Origin of the sequence: Caballeronia sp. LZ033, assembly GCF_031451265.1 — a bacterium.
GTDB lineage: Bacteria > Pseudomonadota > Gammaproteobacteria > Burkholderiales > Burkholderiaceae > Caballeronia.
The window spans coordinates 3,221,556-3,238,452 of sequence record NZ_JARUXQ010000001.1; the positions used below are offsets into that span (position 1 = coordinate 3,221,556).

The 16,897-nt window shown below is 63.3% G+C and carries 16 protein-coding genes; 4 read left to right on the forward strand and 12 right to left on the reverse strand.

The window, feature by feature from the left end; all coding sequences use genetic code 11:
- Positions 1-44: 44 nt before the first annotated feature.
- The 4 genes from QCE62_RS15045 to QCE62_RS15060 form a co-directional block, all read right to left on the reverse strand.
- Positions 45-1,265, reverse strand: coding sequence for an ABC transporter substrate-binding protein (locus QCE62_RS15045; protein WP_309919259.1), 1,221 nt, complete (start codon positions 1,263-1,265; stop codon positions 45-47).
- Between the two features lie 81 nt (positions 1,266-1,346).
- Positions 1,347-2,108 carry an ABC transporter ATP-binding protein gene (locus tag QCE62_RS15050; RefSeq protein ID WP_309898389.1) on the reverse strand — a complete coding sequence of 254 codons (762 nt, stop codon included), beginning with the start codon at positions 2,106-2,108 and terminating at the stop codon, positions 1,347-1,349.
- A complete protein-coding gene (locus QCE62_RS15055; RefSeq protein ID WP_309810943.1) occupies positions 2,105-2,884 on the reverse strand; it encodes an ABC transporter ATP-binding protein in 780 nt (259 codons plus the stop codon). The genes QCE62_RS15050 and QCE62_RS15055 overlap by 4 nt, the downstream gene beginning before the upstream one ends.
- Before the next feature lie 377 nt (positions 2,885-3,261).
- Positions 3,262-4,938 carry a GMC family oxidoreductase N-terminal domain-containing protein gene (locus QCE62_RS15060; RefSeq protein ID WP_309919262.1) on the reverse strand — a complete coding sequence of 559 codons (1,677 nt, stop codon included), beginning with the start codon at positions 4,936-4,938 and terminating at the stop codon, positions 3,262-3,264.
- A gap of 135 nt (positions 4,939-5,073) precedes the next feature.
- Here QCE62_RS15060 and QCE62_RS15065 point away from each other — a divergent pair, with 135 nt between their 5' ends.
- Both QCE62_RS15065 and QCE62_RS15070 read left to right on the forward strand, forming a co-directional pair.
- Complete coding sequence (locus QCE62_RS15065; protein ID WP_309919264.1) at positions 5,074-5,976, forward strand: LysR family transcriptional regulator; 903 nt, start codon at positions 5,074-5,076, stop codon at positions 5,974-5,976.
- A gap of 114 nt (positions 5,977-6,090) precedes the next feature.
- A complete protein-coding gene (locus QCE62_RS15070) occupies positions 6,091-6,618 on the forward strand; it encodes a class IV adenylate cyclase (protein WP_309919267.1) in 528 nt (175 codons plus the stop codon).
- Here QCE62_RS15070 and QCE62_RS15075 read toward each other — a convergent pair.
- On the reverse strand, positions 6,615-7,100 hold the full coding sequence (locus QCE62_RS15075; RefSeq protein ID WP_309810952.1) for an Lrp/AsnC family transcriptional regulator: 486 nt from the start codon (positions 7,098-7,100) through the stop codon (positions 6,615-6,617). The two genes, QCE62_RS15070 and QCE62_RS15075, sit on opposite strands and share 4 nt — an antisense overlap.
- A 248-nt stretch (positions 7,101-7,348) precedes the next feature.
- Complete coding sequence (locus QCE62_RS15080) at positions 7,349-7,579, reverse strand: DUF3717 domain-containing protein (protein ID WP_309898397.1); 231 nt, start codon at positions 7,577-7,579, stop codon at positions 7,349-7,351.
- Positions 7,580-7,756: 177 nt separating this feature from the next.
- Between QCE62_RS15080 and QCE62_RS15085 the strand changes: the two genes are divergently transcribed.
- On the forward strand, positions 7,757-8,443 hold the full coding sequence (locus QCE62_RS15085; RefSeq protein WP_309810954.1) for a response regulator transcription factor: 687 nt from the start codon (positions 7,757-7,759) through the stop codon (positions 8,441-8,443).
- A gap of 93 nt (positions 8,444-8,536) precedes the next feature.
- The gene (locus tag QCE62_RS15090; RefSeq protein WP_309919885.1) at positions 8,537-9,991 is read left to right on the forward strand and encodes a sensor histidine kinase N-terminal domain-containing protein; all 1,455 of its coding nucleotides are present in this window, start codon (positions 8,537-8,539) and stop codon (positions 9,989-9,991) included.
- A 61-nt stretch (positions 9,992-10,052) separates the two neighbouring features.
- Here the strand turns inward: QCE62_RS15090 and QCE62_RS15095 are convergent, their stop codons facing one another.
- From QCE62_RS15095 to QCE62_RS15120, 6 genes are all read right to left on the reverse strand, one after another.
- Positions 10,053-10,523: an SET domain-containing protein-lysine N-methyltransferase gene (locus QCE62_RS15095; RefSeq protein ID WP_309919270.1), complete on the reverse strand. Its 471-nt coding sequence runs from the start codon at positions 10,521-10,523 to the stop codon at positions 10,053-10,055.
- Between the two features lie 182 nt (positions 10,524-10,705).
- The gene (locus QCE62_RS15100; RefSeq protein ID WP_309919273.1) at positions 10,706-11,818 is read right to left on the reverse strand and encodes an NADH:flavin oxidoreductase/NADH oxidase; all 1,113 of its coding nucleotides are present in this window, start codon (positions 11,816-11,818) and stop codon (positions 10,706-10,708) included.
- Positions 11,819-11,906: 88 nt separating this feature from the next.
- Positions 11,907-12,635 (reverse strand): glutamine amidotransferase, encoded by a 729-nt coding sequence (locus QCE62_RS15105; protein WP_309919276.1) that lies wholly within the window; start codon positions 12,633-12,635, stop codon positions 11,907-11,909.
- Positions 12,636-12,781: 146 nt separating this feature from the next.
- Positions 12,782-13,426, reverse strand: a complete 645-nt coding sequence (locus tag QCE62_RS15110) for a MarR family winged helix-turn-helix transcriptional regulator (RefSeq protein ID WP_309919887.1) — start codon at positions 13,424-13,426, stop codon at positions 12,782-12,784.
- 700 nt (positions 13,427-14,126) lie between these two features.
- Positions 14,127-15,239 (reverse strand): YbdK family carboxylate-amine ligase, encoded by a 1,113-nt coding sequence (locus QCE62_RS15115; RefSeq protein ID WP_309919278.1) that lies wholly within the window; start codon positions 15,237-15,239, stop codon positions 14,127-14,129.
- A gap of 20 nt (positions 15,240-15,259) precedes the next feature.
- Positions 15,260-16,462: a cation:proton antiporter gene (locus tag QCE62_RS15120; RefSeq protein WP_309919281.1), complete on the reverse strand. Its 1,203-nt coding sequence runs from the start codon at positions 16,460-16,462 to the stop codon at positions 15,260-15,262.
- Positions 16,463-16,897 lie beyond the last annotated feature (435 nt).

Below are 16,897 nucleotides of genomic sequence, written 5' to 3' on the forward strand. Positions count from 1 at the left end.
ACCGGACGCCCGCCGCGCGAACGCGCTGAATCACTGCCGAATGCTTACTTCCAGAGCTTGCAGCGCGATTCCGCCTTCGTGCCGAATGCCTGGTCGCCCGGAATCGTGGCGGTGATCTTGTAGTAATCCCACGGTTCCTTCGACTCCGACGGCTTCTTCACTTCCATCAGGTACATGTCGTGGATCATCGCGCCGTCTTCGCGAACGTAGCCCTTCGCGTAGAAGTCGTCGATCTTCATCTTCTTCAGCTGTTCCATGACCTTGTCGCTGTCGGTCGTGCCCGCCGCCTGCACGGCCTTCAGATAGGTCGTGGTCGCCGAATAGTCCGCGGCCTGCAGGCTGCCCGGCATCTTCTTCATCTTGTCGAAATAGCGCTTGGCCCAGGCGCGCGTCTTGTCGTCCTTGTTCCAGTACCAGCTGTCCGTCGCCACGAGGCCCTGCGTGGTTTCCAGGCCCAGCGAGTGGATGTCGGACAGGAAGATCAGCAGCGCGGCGATCTTCATCGACTTGGTGACGCCGAATTCCTTCGCCGCCTTGATGGAATTGACCGTGTCGCCGCCCGCGTTGGCGAGGCCGAGCACCTGCGCCTTCGAACCCTGCGCCTGCAACAGGAACGACGAGAAGTCCGACGCCGACAGCGGATGGCGCACTTCGCCCAGCACCTGGCCGCCGCTCGCCTTCACGACGTCCGCGGTGTTCTTCTCGAGCGCCTTGCCGAACGCATAGTCCGCCGTCAGGAAGTACCACGTCTTGCCGCCCTGCTTGGTCACCGCGGAACCGGTGCCTTTGGCGAGCGCCATCGTGTCGTAGGCGTAGTGAACCGTGTAGGGCGAGCATTGCTCGTTGGTCAGGTTGTCCGCGCCCGCGCCGATGTTGATGTACGGAATCTTCTTCTCGGCCGTGACCTGCGCGCTGGAGAGCGCCGTGGCCGAGTTCGTGCCGCCGATGATCGCATTCACCCCGTCGCGGTCGATCCACTCACGCACGCGCGATGCTGCGATATCCGCCTTGTTCTGATGGTCCGCATACACCAGTTCGATCGGCTTGCCGTTCACCTTGCCGCCGAAATCCGCGATGGCCATGCGGATCGCTTCGAGGCCGCCTTGTCCGTCGATGTCCGCATAGAGGCCCGACATGTCGGTGACGAAGCCGATCTTCACGGTGTTGCCGTCGGCGGCGTATGCGCTGCTGCTCATCACCGCCACACTCGCCGCCGCAGCCGCAAAGCACAACGTAGAGAGGCGCGCGAGGGTCTTCTTTTTCATTCCAGTCTCCATGAGTTTTTGATTTGATGCGGTGTTACTGGTGATGCCCTTTCCATTCCGGTGCGGCACGCCGGCGCCCGATTACACGCCGAGCAGTTCGTGCAGCACCGGCATCTTCGCCTCGAGTTCCCCCGCGCCGAAATGCTCGACGATATTGCCGTGCTCCATCACGTAGAAGCGGTCCGCGAGCGGCGCCGCGAAACGAAAATTCTGTTCGACCATGACGATGGTGTAGCCGCGCGACTTGAGCATCAGGATCATGCGCGCGAGTGTCTGCACGATGACCGGCGCGAGGCCTTCCGAGATTTCATCGAGCAGCAGCAGGTTCGCGCCGGTGCGCAGGATGCGCGCGACGGCCAGCATCTGCTGCTCGCCGCCCGACAGACGCGTGCCCTGGCTGGCGCGGCGTTCCTTCAGGTTGGGGAACATCGAATAGAGTTCGTCGAGCGACATCGCATCTTTCGGGTCGCCGATCAGCGGCGGCAACAGCAGGTTTTCTTCGCAGGACAAACTCGAGAATATGCCGCGCTCCTCCGGACAATAGCCGACCCCGTAATGCGCGATCTTGTGTGTAGGCAGGCCGATGGTCTCGTGTCCGCTCACGCGGATCGAACCCGTGCGCCGCCCGGTCAAACCCATGATGGCCCGGAACGTGGTGGTGCGGCCCGCGCCGTTGCGTCCGAGCAGCGTGACCACTTCGCCGCGGTTCACCTTGAGGTCCACGCCGTGCAGGATATGCGACTCGCCATACCACGCCTGAAGGCCCGAGATTTCCAGCGCCGGCACGTTGCTGGCCCCGCCGTTCGCGTTGAGCGAGCGGCGTTCTTCCACGATCGTACTCATGCATGCGCTCCGGTGAGCGCCGCATCGGCGCTGCCCATGTAGGCTTCCATCACGAGCGGATTCTTCGACACTTCCGCGTAGCTGCCTTCGGCGAGCACTTCGCCTTGCTTGAGCACGGTGATGGTGTCGGAGATGCCTGCGATCACGTTCATGTTGTGCTCGACCATCAGGATGGTGCGGCCCGCCGACACCTTCTTGATCAGCGCCGTCACGCGGTCGACATCTTCGTGGCCCATGCCTTGCGTCGGTTCGTCGAGCAGCATGAGCTCCGGCTCCATCGACAGCGTGGTCGCGATCTCCAGCGCGCGCTTGCGGCCATAGGACAGCTCGACGGTTTTCGTGTCGGCGAAATCGGTGAGGCCGACTTGTGTCAGCAGATCCATGGCGCGGTCATTGAGCTGGTCGAGCGAGCGTTCGCTGCGCCAGAAATGAAACGACGTGCCCAGCTGCCGCTGCAAGCCGATGCGCACGTTCTGCAGCACCGAGAGATGCGGGAACACCGCGGAGATCTGGAACGAGCGGATGACGCCGCGCCGTGCGATATGCGCGGGACGTTCGCGTGTGATGTCGACGCCGTTGAAAACGATCTGGCCCGCAGTGGGATCGAGAAATTTGGTGAGTAGATTGAAGCAGGTGGTCTTGCCTGCGCCGTTCGGTCCGATCAGCGCGTGGATCGAACCCCGGCGCACGCGCAGGTTCACGTCATTCACGGCCGTGAAGCCTTTGAACTCCTTGGTGAGCCCTCGCGTTTCCAGAATGGTGTCGCCGAGAATCATGTCCCCTTCCATGCGAAGTGAAGCGCTAGACAGCGGGTGGGTCTGCGCCTTGTTTTTTTGATCCGCGCGCACCGGGCGGTGTCTCCATTCCGGTACTGCTTCGCTTCGTACAGCGCTGTTGCGTCCGCACAAAGTGCGCACGAGTGTCCTCGAGCATCACTTGATCCGGGGCCATTGTCGCGCCAATGATGCAGCGCAATCATTGGGATTTGCACTAACTAACGAATGGCTTGGAAGGCGCGCTGCATGCACGCTTCGAGGGCATGCGAAGCGGTATTTCTGCAACGCATGCAGGCGCATCGGATGCATCGCGTGCGATGTCATCCGTGCGCCATGCCTCTGTCATCTCAACATGTGAAGTGCGCTCGTTCGCACCGTCATGCGAAGGCAGTCGCGATCGCTTCTTCCGTGGCAAGACCGCGCCGGTCCTCGCGGATCATCTCGCTCGCGCGCTCGGCGATCATCAGCGTCGGCGAGTTCGTGTTGCCCGAGGTGATGGTGGGCATCACCGAGGCATCGACCACGCGCAGGCCGCGCACGCCGATCACGCGCAGGCGGCTGTCCACGACCGCGGCGGGATCGTTGTCGGTGCCCATGCGGCATGTGCCGACCGGATGGAAGATCGTGGTCCCGACCTGCCCCGCCGCTTCGACCAGTTCTTCCTGGGTCTGGAACTGGATGCCCGGAAGAATCTCCTGCGGCGCATATTGCGCGAGCGCGGGCGCGGCGGCGATGCGCCGCGTGAGTCGCAAGGCATTGGCGGCGACTTCGCGGTCGCGGTCCGTCGACAGATAATTCGGCGCGATCAGCGGCGCCACATGCGCATCCGGCGACTCGATATGCACGCTGCCGCGCGAGGTCGGCCGCAGATTGCATACTGAGGCGGTGAAGGCGTTGAACGCATGCAGCGGCTCGCCGAAGCGTTCGAGCGACAAAGGTTGAACGTGATACTCGAGGTCGGGCCGCTTGATGGACACGTCGTCGGGATTGGACTTGGCGAACGCGCCAAGCTGCGAGGGCGCCATCGACATCGGGCCGCTGCGCATGAACGCATACTGCATGCCGATGAACAGCTTGCCCCACCAGTGCGCGGACAAGGTGTTGAGCGTACGCACACCGGTCACCTTGTAGGCCATGCGCAATTGCAGATGATCCTGCAGGTTTTCACCGACGCCGCGCAGATCCTTCACCACGTCGATGCCGAGCCGCTGCAGACGCGCGCCATTGCCGATGCCCGACAGTTCGAGAATCTGCGGCGAGTTCACCGCGCCCGCGCTCAGCAAGACTTCGCAGCGCGCACGCGCAAGGTAATCGACATCGCCGCCGCGATACTCGACGCCGACACAACGCGCCCCTTCGAACACGAGCCGTTGCGTATGCGCGCCGGTGATCGTCGTCAGATTGGGACGCTTCATGGCTTCGCGCAGGAAGGCCTTGGCCGCATTCCAGCGGATGCCGCCACGCTGGTTCACATCGAAATAGCCAACGCCCGTGTTGTCGCCGCGATTGAAATCTTCCGTAGCGGGAATGCCGGTCTGCTGCGCGGCCTGCGAGAAGGTTTCGAGGATCTTCCACTTGAGACGCTGCTTCTCGACGCGCCACTCGCCGCCCGCGCCATGCCACTGATTCGCGCCGCCATGATGATCCTCGCTGCGCTTGAAAATCGGCAGAACAGAGTCCCATGACCAGTTCGGATCGCCGCTGATGTGCGCCCAGTCGTCATAGTCCTCGCGCTGGCCGCGCATGTAGATCATGCCGTTGATCGACGAACAGCCGCCGAGCACCCGGCCGCGCGGATACGACAGCGCACGCCCGTTGAGCCCGGGCTCGGCCTGGGTCTTGTAGAGCCAGTCCGTGCGCGGATTGCCGATGCAATACAGATAGCCGACCGGAATGTGGATCCAGTGATAGTCGTCCTTGCCGCCGGCTTCGAGCAGCAGCACCTTGACGTCCGGATCTTCGGTGAGGCGATTCGCCAGCACGCATCCGGCCGTGCCCGCACCCACGATGATGTAGTCGAATTCGCCTTCGAGCCTGCGCGCGTCCTGTTTCATTGCCGTCTCCGATATCGTCTTTCGTTGTCGTTGTTTTGTTGCGCGATGCGTACGACACCGAGCGTACTGCCGGTCACGTCTCCGAATCCAATCAGATATGTTCAACTGCGATATAAGAAGCGTTAATATCAGCGGATGGACTACACCCTGCTGCGCGCCTTTCTCACCGTCGCTCGCGAAGGCAACCTGACGCGCGCGGCGGCGCAACTGCATGTCACGCAGCCAGCCGTCAGCCTGCAGATCAAGAACCTTCAGGAGATGCTCGGCGTCGTGCTGTTCTCGCGCACGTCGCACGGCCTGCTGCTGACGCGCGATGGCGAAGCGTTGCTGCCCCATGCCGAGCGCGCGCTCGCCGCCGCCGCCGACGTCCGCCGCGCCGCTGCCGCCTTGCGTCACGAAGTGAGCGGCACCTTGCGTATCGGTTCGATCCTGGATCCCGAGTTCCTGCGCCTGGGCGGCTTCCTGCGCCAGCTGGTGGAGACGTATCCGCGCATCGAGACCTCGCTGCGGCATGGCATGTCGGGCTGGGTGCTGGAACGCGTGCGGACGCGCGATCTCGATGTCGGCTATTACATCGGCGATCCGGCCAGCGACGGCACACGCGACAGCGACCGTTTCCACGTCGTGCGGCTCACGCCTTTCGTGTATCGCGTGCTGGCGCCGGCAGGCTGGCACAACCGCGTGAACAAGGGCAAGCGCAGCTGGGCCGCGCTCGCGAAGCTGCCGTGGATCTGGACGCCGGCCGAATCCGCGCACAACCGGCTCTTGTCGCGCCTGTTCCGCGAAGCGGGCGCAATGCCGACGGTGGTCGCCGAAGTGGATCAGGAGCCGTCGATGCTCGATCTCGTCAAGTCGGGCATCGGGCTTTCGCTGGTGCGCGATTCGATCGCGCTCGGCGAGGCGCATGCGCACGCGCTGACGATCGTCGAAGGCGTGTCGGTGCCGACGCAGCTGTCGTTCATCGTGCTCGCCGAGCGGTGCGACGAGCCGGCCATCGCGGCGGCGCTGCGGCTGATCGACGCGCAATGGGCCGTGTGACGACCCGTCCGGCGGCCATGCCCGAAAATTGCGCAGGGTTTCAAGCGGGCTTCATCGAAACTTTGCTAGTCTGAGTCCTCGCTTAACCCAACCTTTTGTGTTCGAGGAGTCTTCATGGCACGCAACATCGAAATCAAGGCGCGCGCGCATCAGTTCGAGCAATTGCGCGAGCGCGCGGCCGCGCTCGCCACCGACGCGCCGCTTGTGTTTCGCCAGCAGGACTTCTTCTACGACGTGCCCACCGGCCGTCTCAAGCTGCGCCAGTTCGACGACGGCACGCCATCGGAACTGATCTTCTATCAACGCGACGACCGCGACGGCCCGAAGGTGTCGTATTACTCGCGCAGCCCGGTCACGAATCCCGAGGCCATGCACGCGCTGCTGGCCCAGGCGCTGACGACGCGCGGCATTGTTTCAAAGGAGCGCCACGTGTATCTCGTCGGGCGCACGCGAATTCATCTGGACCGCGTGGATGGCCTCGGTGATTTCATCGAGCTGGAAGTGGTTCTGGGCCAGGACGACGATGAAGCCGGCGGCGAACAGGAAGCGCACGCGATGTTCGCGCAACTCGGCGTAGGCGAAACGGATCTGGTGCCGCTCGCGTATGTGGATCTGCTGAACCCGGCTCAGGTTCCGGCTTAAGAGGCGTCGGCGGCCAGATGAGCAAGCGGTAACGGACCATTGCGCTTGAAGGTCGTCAGCACGATGTTCGAGCGCACGCTGTCCACGCCCGGCACCCGCATCAGCTTCTTCATCACGAAACCTGACAGTGCGTTCAGGTCCGGCGCGACGATGCGCAGCAGGTAATCCGCGTCGCCCACCGTGGCATGGCATTCGAGCACTTCGGGCAGCAGGTCGATCTGCTGCTGGAACTGCTCGATGACCGAATCGCCATGATGCTTGAGCTTCAGGCTCGTGAAGGCCGTCACGCCGAGTCCCAGCTTTTCGGGCCGCAGCATGACCCGATAACCCTCGATCACCCCCACCGCCTCCAGCCTCTGCAAACGCCGTCCGATCTGCGACGGCGAAAGCGGCACCTGTTCGCCCAGTTGTTGATGCGTGGCCCGTCCGAAGCGTTGCAGGACGTCCAGCAGGGCGAGGTCGAAATGGTCGAGATCGAGCATGAGGTGAATGTGCGCGTAAGCGGGAGCGGATGCGACTTTATCGCATTAACGCGGCCTGGCTCTCTTAACCCTTGCGGCAGAGGGCCGTTCCGTGCGCAGGAATCCGACCCTTACAGTAAAAACAAGGTAACGTGCATGTTACGAACGATGACAGCGCCGAAAGGCAGAAAAACACGGCAAAGCGCGTGATTTTTTGGCGGCTGGAAGCTTAACTGAAGAAAGCCGAAAGCGAGGATGCGCCCAAGCTTTCAGTCGCGCATGCCATTGTTGAAGCGCACGTAAGCTTCCCACGCGGCGCGGGCGTCTTCGTCCAGCTGTTCGGAAGGCAGACTTGACCGACGCTGTACAATCAGCAGCGCATAAGGCCTGGACAGTGCGCTCGCCTCCTTGCAAAGAGCGAGTTCATCGCCGCTCGACGGCGAGCGGCCGCGCCAGTAGTTGATCGCGGCTTCGAGTTCGTTGATCGGGATGAGCGCCATGTCCGGGAAGAAAGACAATCGATGTACGGCCGCTCGCGGCTCAAAGCAGGGTCGCGCAACGCCGCATGAGATGTGAGTTTTAACTGGCTCGAGCCTGCCGCCGCGTCATGCATGACAGAACATGCCACCGATCGCCCCCGCCGGCCTGAGCTCAACCCATTGTACTTGAGCGACTCCATGCGAATCCTTCTGATCGAAGACGACCGCCCCATCGCGCGCGGCATCCAAAGCAGCCTCGAACAATCCGGCTTCACGGTCGACATGGTGCACGACGGCATCTTCGCCGAACAGGCCCTCGCGCAAAACCGCCACGAACTCGTCATTCTCGATCTGGGCCTCCCCGGCATCGACGGCATGACGCTGCTCGCGCGTTTTCGCCAGAGCAACCGCCATACGCCGGTCATCATCCTCACCGCGCGCGACGAACTGCATGACCGCGTGCAAGGCCTCAACAGCGGCGCCGACGACTACATGCTGAAGCCCTTCGAGCCGCAGGAACTCGAAGCGCGCATTCGTGCCGTGATGCGTCGCAGCGGCCCGCACGGCGACGTGCCGCGTCCCGAAGTCTCGCTGGGCGGCCTGCGCCTGTCGGGCGTCGATCGCCGCATCTTCAACGACGAGCGTCCGCTCGAACTGTCGCCGCGCGAATTCGCCGTGCTGGAAATGCTGTTGCTGCGCCATGGCCGCGTGGTCAGCAAGGCGCAGTTGCAGGATCACCTGACGCACTTCGGCGGCGATCTCGGCGATACGGCCATCGAAGTCTATGTGCATCGCGTGCGCAAGAAGCTGGAGAACACCCGCGTCGAGATCGTGACGGTGCGCGGCTTCGGCTATCTGCTCCAGGAAATCCGTCAGGCAGCCTGACGCTCCGCGTCGGCTGCCCCGAAGCAGACTGCCTTGCGATTTCCCACCCGGCGCGCGGGCGACCAGCGTTTCGCCCGCGAAGACTGGCTCGATCTGGCGCGATCGAAAGCCCCCGAGACACCGACGCCGCCGAGCCTGCGGCGCACGTTGCTGCGCCGCCTTGCCGCGCCGCTGTCGCTGCTCGCGCTGATGAGCGGCCTGATGGCGTACTGGCTTGCCTGGCAATACACGCAGCACGTGGTGGACCGTTCGCTCGCGGATCTGGCCACCGCCATCTCCAAGCAGATCCAGCTCGCGGGCGTCGATGCGCCTGTCACCGTGCCGCCGCTCGCGCAGGCGATGTTCTCCGACCCGGTCGAGCAGCTCATCTACCGCATCAGCACGGGCGACGAGGAAATCGCCGGCGAGCGCGACCTGCCGCTCACGGGCAGCAACGTCCGGCGCATTCACTACGCGTATGTCTTCGAGACGCACTTTCAGGGCGTGAGCGTGCGCGCGGCGCAAGTGCGCGTGCCGCAACCGACCGGCAATCCGATCGTCGTGGAAGTGGCGCAGCGCGTGGGGTCGCGCTATCGCATCGCGGTGGAGTTCCTGATCGCGATCATGATGCCGCTCGCGCTGCTGCTGCTCGCCGGCTGGGTGATCGTGTGGCGCGTCGTGAACCAGCAACTGAACCCGCTGACCGACCTCGCCGACGCACTCAACCAGCAGACCCACATCTCGCTAGAACCGGTCGACGAAACCTACGTACCGGGTGAGATCCGTCCGCTCACCAGCGCGATGAACGCCTTGCTCGTGCGCCTGCAGACGGCGCTCGATGCGCAGCGCAAGTTCATCGCCGATGCTGCGCATCAGCTGCGCACGCCACTGACGGCGGTGAAGCTGCACGCGGAACAGGCGCTCAGCTCACGCGATCCCGCCAAGGCGGTGGAAGCGGTGAAGGAGCTGCGCGCCTCGGCTGACCGGGCGGTGCGGCTGTCGAATCAATTGCTTTCGCTGGCGCGGGCAGAACCGGGCGAGCAGGCCGCGCGCTTCACCGATTTCGATTTCGCCGCGCTCGCCTTCGAAACCGGCGCCGAGTGGGTGCCACGGGCACTCGCATCGAATGTCGATCTCGGCTTCCAGCGCCTCGACGATCCCGAGAACGAACATCCGCTGATCGTGCGCGGCAATATCGTGCTGACGCGCGAGGTGATTGCGAACCTGATCGACAACGCGCTCAAGTACATTCCGCCGTTTCGCGCGGAGGGCGCGCGCATCACGCTGACGGTCAGCGAATGGCGTGACGAGGAACGGCGCGCTTTCGCCGAAGTGGTGGTGGAGGACAATGGACCCGGTGTGCCGTCCGACCAGCAAGCCGATCTCTTCAAGCGCTTCTTCCGTGGCGATGGCCAGAACGTCGAGGGCGGAGCGGGATTGGGTCTCGCGATCGTGCATGACATCGTCGTGCTGCACGGCGGCTCGGTGCATTACGAGGATGCGCCCGAAGGCGGCGCGCGCTTCATCGTGCGCATTCCGCTCAAGCAGGAAGCCGTAGCGCAGTCGTGAAAAGAGCCACGGTAAAGATCACCGTGGCTCTTCTCGAAGACAATCGTTGTTGCCGGACCCGCTACTTCTTTTTCTTTTCCTTTTCCTTCTTCACGGCCAGCATGGTGCCGCGGCATTTCTTCGCGCCGCAACGGCACTCGTATTCCTTCTTGAGCTTCTTCGTGATGCGGCCTTCGATGACGAGGCCGTAGTCGTAATTCAGCTCTTCTTCCGCCTCGATATCGCGCAGCGCGTGAATGAAGACACGCCCTTCGATTTCCTCGGCTTCGCAGTTCGGCGCGCACGAATGGTTGATGTACTTCGCGCTGTTGCCTTCGATCTTGCCGTCGATCACGCGGCCGTCGTCGAGGGCGAAATAAAAGGTGTGATTGGGCTCGTCGGGATTGTGCGGATGGCGTCGCAACGCTTCCTTCCACGAGATGCGCTCGCCCTTGTATTCCATCACCTTCTCGCCGGCGGCGATCGGCTTCACAGCAAACACGCCCTTGCCGTGCACGCCTGAGCGGCGAACGGTGACCCTGCGTGAACTCATCGACTGAATCCTTGAATGACGCTTCGCTCCCGCGCGCTCGGGATGAACATCGGGGATAAAAAAAACGCGGTGGCCTTCGAGGCGCCGCGTTAGCTTGGTTGAACGCTCACAGGTCCAACACACCGGTATCCTACACTCCCGGCGCGCGAATGCTCAACCGTCTCGATGACGCTCGATACTTTTCAACGTTGTCCGATCGTGATCTCGCCGAACAGGTTCTTCTGGTCGCGCGGCTGCGAACGCCAGTATTGCGGCGGCGCCGTGACGGCCGCGCCGAGCTCGGCGGCAGCGTGCCACGGCCAGCGCGGATCGTAGAGCATGCCGCGCGCGATCGCGACGAAGTCCGCCTGGCCACCGGCCACGATCTTCTCCGCGTCCTTCGCTTCAGTGATGAGGCCGACCGCGATTGTATTCACGCCCGTCGCTTCCTTCACGGCCTGCGCGAACGGTACCTGATAACCGGTGGCAAGCGGGATCTTCTGCAATGGCGATACCCCGCCCGACGAGACATCGATCCAGTCGACACCGCGCTTCTGCAACTCGGATGCGAACGCAATCGTGTCCTCGATGCCCCAACCGCCATCGACCCAATCAGTCGCCGAGACGCGCACGCCGACCGGCTTGTCGGCGGGAAACGCGGCGCGCACCGCATCGAAGATTTCGAGCGGATAACGCATGCGGTTTTCGCGCGAGCCGCCGTATTCGTCGGTGCGCTGATTGGAGATGGGCGAGAGGAACTGATGCAGCAGATAACCGTGCGCGCAATGCACCTCGATCCCGTCGATGCCGAGCCGCGCCGCACGTCGCGCCGATGCTGCGAAGGCTTCCTTCACGCGCATGAGTCCTGCGGTGTCGAGCGCGAGCGGCGGTGTCTCGTCGGGCTTGTGCGGCACCGCCGACGGCGCGTAGGTCATCCAGCCGCCCTCCGCGACCGGGATCAGCTGTCCGCCGTCCCAGGGCGCGTGACTCGACGCCTTGCGGCCCGCGTGCGCCAGCTGCATCGTCACGGCGATGTCCGAATACTGGCGGATCGCGGCGAGCACCGGGCGCAAGGCAGCTTCCGTGACGTCGTCCCACAGGCCGAGATCGCCGGGCGTGATGCGGCCGTCGGGCTCGACCGCTGTGGCCTCGATAAACAGCATCCCTGCGCCGGACAGCGCGAGCTGCCCGAGGTGGATCATGTGCCACGCCGTGGCTTCGCCACGCTCGGCCGAGTACTGGCACATCGGCGAAACCATGATGCGATTGGGAAGCTGCAGGCTGCGCAGGGTCGCGGGTGTGAACAACGCGCTCATGTCGTGGGCTCGGGGAAGGAAGGATGCGGTCGAGAATAGCATCGCGTTTTCAACGCTGCAGGACGTGCCGCGAATGCTTGCGCCACGCTCAGGCGTGCGGGTCCTCGCGGGCAAAACGGTCGAGCCATTCGCCGAACATCGCGCGCGCAGCGCGTTCGAGAGCGGGTCCGTGGCGCGCGGTGTCCTCGCGCAACGCAGTGACGGTGGTGCCGCTGCGCGCGACATCGCCGGGATAGGCAACCAGCCAGCTTTCGAAGCGATCGGCCAGGACTTCGGGATGGCACTGCAACGCAAGCACATGCTCGCCCCACGCGAAGGCCTGATGCGCGCACTGCGCAGTCGATGCGAGCAGCGTGGCGCCGGCGGGAAGATCGAAGGTATCGCCGTGCCAGTGGAACACGGGGATGGGCGCGCCGTCGGCTTCGAGATGGCGCAGCGCGGAAGCACGTCCCGCGTCGGTCAGCGTGAGCGGCGACCAGCCCAGTTCGGTCGAGCCGGAAGGATAGACCCGTGCGCCGAGCGCCCGGGCAATCAGTTGCGAGCCGAGACAGATGCCGATGGTCGGCAAGCCCGCCGCAATGCGCTTTTCCAGCATCGCGAGCAAGGGAGAAAGATGGGGATACGCCGCGTCCTCATAGGCGCCGATCGGCCCGCCAAGTACGACGAGCAGGGAGGGATCGAGCGGATTGGGCGCATCGATGCGGCCGCGTCCGACATCCAGATAGCGCACGAGATGGCCGCGATCGCCCAGTACGAGTTCGAGGCTGCCCAGATCTTCGAAATAGACGTGGCGAATCGCCAGGACTTCATCTTTCATCAGCGGCTTCCGTGAGCGGGCTGTGCGTGTCGGGCAAGTGTTGACGAGCCGCGCCTCGCGGGGAGGCGCGACGGGCACAGTCTAACCGACTCGCCGCGGCCTCACAGCGTTGCTGCCGCCGGATGAATCACTCCGTTTGCCCGATGTCAGGCAAGCTGAGCGAAGACCTTCCAGCTCTTCTTCTGCGTCGCGGGATCGGCTTCTTCGTAGACCGAGCAGTCGAGACGCAGATCCGTATCCGCCATGTCGATCTGCAACAGCGCGCAATGATGCGGCGCCTTCTTCAGATTCTTGCTGGCCTGGAAGTGCGAGCAGGACAGGCACATACGGTGCGCCGGCATCTGCTGCTGCGACTCGAGATGGCGGATGGTCTTCAGCAGCGTGCGATAGAACGCCACCTGCTCTTCCTCGCGCAGTGTGCCGACCGCCTTCGCCAGGAAGTCCGGCCATTGCACCGCCTTCTTCGCGGCCGTGCGGCCACGTGCGGTCAGGCGCACGGCCAGCGCGCGGCCGTCGTCGAGCGCGCGGCGCTTCTCGACCAGCCCCTTGCCTTCGAGCGTGCTCACCGCATCGCTCGTCGTGGCAGCCGTCAATGCCGTTTCACGTGCGATCTCGCCGAGGCGCATCGGCCCCCTGCGCTGCATCAGCAAAACGAGAATTTCACCCTGGGTCGGCGTCAGCCCCACGCCTTCTGCCCATTCCCAAGCCTGGCTGCGCATCGCCGTGCTCAGCCGCAGCAGACCGTGGGTCACCCGCCCCGTCGCCTGCTCTCCGTAAACGCCTTCATTCATAGTCTTTCGCTTGTTGTTCCGCTTATGTGTTTTGACGGCATGTTCACGTGACCACGCGAACACCGTTCCCGAAACGCTTCCGCAGAAAACGACTTGCAACCCCTTGCGGAACACGCTCGTTCCCGGTCCCCGCCGTCTCAAAATTCAGGCGTGCCAAGCCTCACGGCGACACCTGAATGGGGACACTGCTACCCTCTTGTTTATGCGCCCTCTTATGGTCTGCTTTGCGGCGCTACGTATTTGCCGACTATAACGCCCCGCCGGCAAAGTCGCCATTCTAAGCGACATGGAACAAACGTACACCTTAATTGTCCGTGTCAGACTGTGGATAACTCTCGAAATCGCCTCACTCGCTGATTGCCGACTCGTTTTGATTAACTCTGTACGAGTCGTAAGTCGTCTTCACGTCACTGAAAGTTCCGCCAGAGTTTGCTTGCGTAGCCCAGGCCACGCGCATGACGCGCAACCATTACGGCGGTATACGGTTTGTTTGAGGCAAACCTTAGAAGCGGAAGTTTGAACCTGCTTCAAACGATGGCATGAGACAGTTATTCCCGATTCACGCTCACGTCCTTGTTTCATAAAGCGCAAAAGAAAAAGGCTGCATGCATATTTAAGCAGCAGCCTTTCCTGTTCATGAATGCCGATTACCAAGGCAAGCCTTACGGTAAGCAACATGCTACGTCTCGCGTCATTGGCGTCATTGACGCCATTGCAAGCATTGTTGCCTGACGGCTTCGTGCAGCGATTTCTCCTTGTCGAATACGCTGCGCAGCCAGGTGGCGTCGTTCATGCCGCGCGCTATGTCGGCGACCTGTGCCAGCGCCGCCTGCGAGCCGAGCGCTTCGGCGTGCGGTGCGAGCACGTCGAGCGTTGCCAGGATGTCTTCGCCGATGGTCCTGCGTTCGCCCGTCTGCGGATGGATGCAGGTGCCCTCCAGGCCGAAGCGGCACGCCTCGAAGCGATTGAACGTGTAGACGAGGTAGTCGTCCTCGTGGGGCGTGAGCGGCTTGTCCAGCAACAGGTAGCGCGACAGCGTCTGGATATAGCACGCGATCGCGGCCGCCCGGTCTACCGACAGCGGCGTGTCCATCACGCGGACTTCGATCGTGCCGAAACCCGGCTTCGGCCGGATGTCCCAGTAGAAGTCCTTCATGCTGTTGACGACGCCGGTATGCACCATCTTCGAGAAATACTCCTCGAAGCTGTCCCACGTCAGCACGAACGGCGCGCGGCCCGACAGCGGAAACGCAAACACCGAGTTCAGGCGTGCCGAATGAAAGCCGGTATCGACGCCCTGAATGTACGGCGACGAAGCCGACAGCGCGATGAAATGCGGAATGTAGCGCGACATCGAATGCAGCAGGAACAGCGCGCTGTTCGGATCGGGGCAGCCGATATGCACGTGCTGGCCGAACACCGTGAACTGCTTGGCGAGATAGCCGTAGAGTTCGGAGATGTACTGGAAACGCGGTGCGTCGTAGATCTGCCGATCGCTCCATTGCTGGAATGCATGCGTGCCGCCGCCCGCCAGACCCACGTTCAGTTGGTCCGCCGCCGCGACGAGCGTGTCGCGGATGGTGCGCAGATCGGTGACGGCCTGTTCGTGCGTCGTGCAGATGCCGGTCGACAGCTCGATCATGCTTTCGGTGATTTCGGGCGTGATGTCGCCCGGAATCTTCTCGTCCTTGATGAGACGCATGAGGTCCGACGCCGCGCGGGTCAGATCGTAGTCGTGCGTATTGACGACCTGGATCTCAAGCTCGACACCGAACGTAAAGGGTTCGGAGTTGATGAAGGGTTCGAGTGCCATGGCGCCTCTGGAAAAATCGATTACTCGCGCCGCTCGCCGACCGCCGACAGGCTGCGGTACACCACGAACGGCGACACGATCTGCAGCAGCACGATGGAGCACATGACGATCGCGCGCAAGGTGGGATCGTAGTTGGGATAGAGCACGTACATGTCGTCGACCAGCAAGTACGCGAGCGCGGACATCGGCGACAGCGCGACGCCCAGCGCCGCACCCTGCTTCCAGTTCAGGCCGCTCGGCTTCGCAAAGATCAGCACGCCGGCAAGCTTGCCGATGAAGCGCGCGACAATCAGTCCCAGCGCCGCGATGCCGCCCAGTGCGATGTCGCGCCAGTGAAACGACGTCAGCGTGAGCGCGAACAGAATGACGGTAAGCAGCCAACCGGCGGAGCCGAAGTGCGACGGCCATAGCTGCGGACGTTCGTCGGCGTTCTTCACGATGATGCCGGCCGCGAGCAGCGCGAGGATGGTCGACAGCTTGAAGATGTGCGCGACGGCGATCGCCAGCAGCACGAGACCGAACAGCGCGACGAACGAATGCTCGTCGTTGGCGGGCAGGCGCCGGACGAGCAGGTTGCAGGCGCGCGCGAGCAGGAAGGCCAGCACCAGCGAGCCGATCAGCAGATACAGCGGCTGCAGGATGGTGGCGAGCGTATTGCCGTAGATCTCCTGATGCAGCACGCCGGCCGCGAGCTTCTCGACGATCACCGCATACATGCTGTTGAGCGCGGTCAGCGTGAGCAGCCGCTGCGTGACCTGGCCTTCCGAGCGCAGTTCCATCTTGAGCTGGATGACCATCGCGGGCGACGTGGCCATGGCGATGGCGGCAACGACGACCGAAGGCATCGTCGGTACCTTGAGCAGGGTCAGCGCGATCAGCACGAGGCCAAAGGTCAGCGTGGCTTCCGCGATGCTCGACAGGATCAGATACGGATTGCGCCGGATCCAGCGCAGATCGAGCCGGCCGCCGAGTTCGAACAGCAGCAAGCCGAGCGCAACATCCAGCAGCGGCCGCGACAGCCCGGCTGCGCTCGAGTCGATCACGCCGAGACCCGCATTCCCCGCGATCAGCCCGATCACCGCATAGCCGGTGATGCGCGGCAGGCGCCAGGCGCGCCACAACAGTTCACCGGCCAGGCCCGCCGTGACGAGCGCGAGACCGGCCCAGAGAATGGCGTCGGGTTCGAGCGGCCACGCGGGCAGAAATGAAAACGCCGAGTTCATCGTATTGGCTTCTCCTTCGTTACTGCTATCTGTTGCTGCTATCCGGGCGCGCGTCCGTAGCGTCACCTCGCCTGAGGGCGCCGCGCTCGCAGGCGGCGCGCGTCCGCTCCCGTGAGCGGACGTCAGTTCATTCAGGCGACACGAAATGCGAACGAACACGGTGTCACGGTCTGGCCGTGCACGAGTTGGTCGACGTGTCCGGTGTGAGGCTGCAGGCCGCGTGCGGTTCAGTGAGACACCGAGCCTACATGCGGCAATCGAACGATTGCCGACCGGACACAGAAAACGACGACGCGGCTTCGTTGATCAGATTCTTGGCGCGCGGCCATCGTTCCGTTGAAAGCGCTCGCCGCATGCACGGCGCGACGCAGGAAGAAGCGCGATTGTGCCATACCTGGATGTCCCTGACAGAAAGACCAAGCTCATGATTCCTTT

Coding starts and splice junctions, on each gene's coding strand:
- QCE62_RS15070 (WP_309919267.1), top strand. CDS start 6,091: ATGGCACGCAACATCGAAATCAAGGCGCGCGCGCATCAGTTCGAGCAA.
- QCE62_RS15050 (WP_309898389.1), bottom strand. CDS start 2,108: ATGAGTACGATCGTGGAAGAACGCCGCTCGCTCAACGCGAACGGCGGG.
- QCE62_RS15045 (WP_309919259.1), bottom strand. CDS start 1,265: ATGAAAAAGAAGACCCTCGCGCGCCTCTCTACGTTGTGCTTTGCGGCT.
- QCE62_RS15080 (WP_309898397.1), bottom strand. CDS start 7,579: ATGGCGCTCATCCCGATCAACGAACTCGAAGCCGCGATCAACTACTGG.
- QCE62_RS15100 (WP_309919273.1), bottom strand. CDS start 11,818: ATGAGCGCGTTGTTCACACCCGCGACCCTGCGCAGCCTGCAGCTTCCC.
- QCE62_RS15115 (WP_309919278.1), bottom strand. CDS start 15,239: ATGGCACTCGAACCCTTCATCAACTCCGAACCCTTTACGTTCGGTGTC.
- QCE62_RS15060 (WP_309919262.1), bottom strand. CDS start 4,938: ATGAAACAGGACGCGCGCAGGCTCGAAGGCGAATTCGACTACATCATC.
- QCE62_RS15105 (WP_309919276.1), bottom strand. CDS start 12,635: ATGAAAGATGAAGTCCTGGCGATTCGCCACGTCTATTTCGAAGATCTG.
- QCE62_RS15120 (WP_309919281.1), bottom strand. CDS start 16,462: ATGAACTCGGCGTTTTCATTTCTGCCCGCGTGGCCGCTCGAACCCGAC.
- QCE62_RS15095 (WP_309919270.1), bottom strand. CDS start 10,523: ATGAGTTCACGCAGGGTCACCGTTCGCCGCTCAGGCGTGCACGGCAAG.
- QCE62_RS15085 (WP_309810954.1), top strand. CDS start 7,757: ATGCGAATCCTTCTGATCGAAGACGACCGCCCCATCGCGCGCGGCATC.
- QCE62_RS15075 (WP_309810952.1), bottom strand. CDS start 7,100: ATGCTCGATCTCGACCATTTCGACCTCGCCCTGCTGGACGTCCTGCAA.
- QCE62_RS15110 (WP_309919887.1), bottom strand. CDS start 13,426: ATGAATGAAGGCGTTTACGGAGAGCAGGCGACGGGGCGGGTGACCCAC.
- QCE62_RS15065 (WP_309919264.1), top strand. CDS start 5,074: ATGGACTACACCCTGCTGCGCGCCTTTCTCACCGTCGCTCGCGAAGGC.
- QCE62_RS15055 (WP_309810943.1), bottom strand. CDS start 2,884: ATGATTCTCGGCGACACCATTCTGGAAACGCGAGGGCTCACCAAGGAG.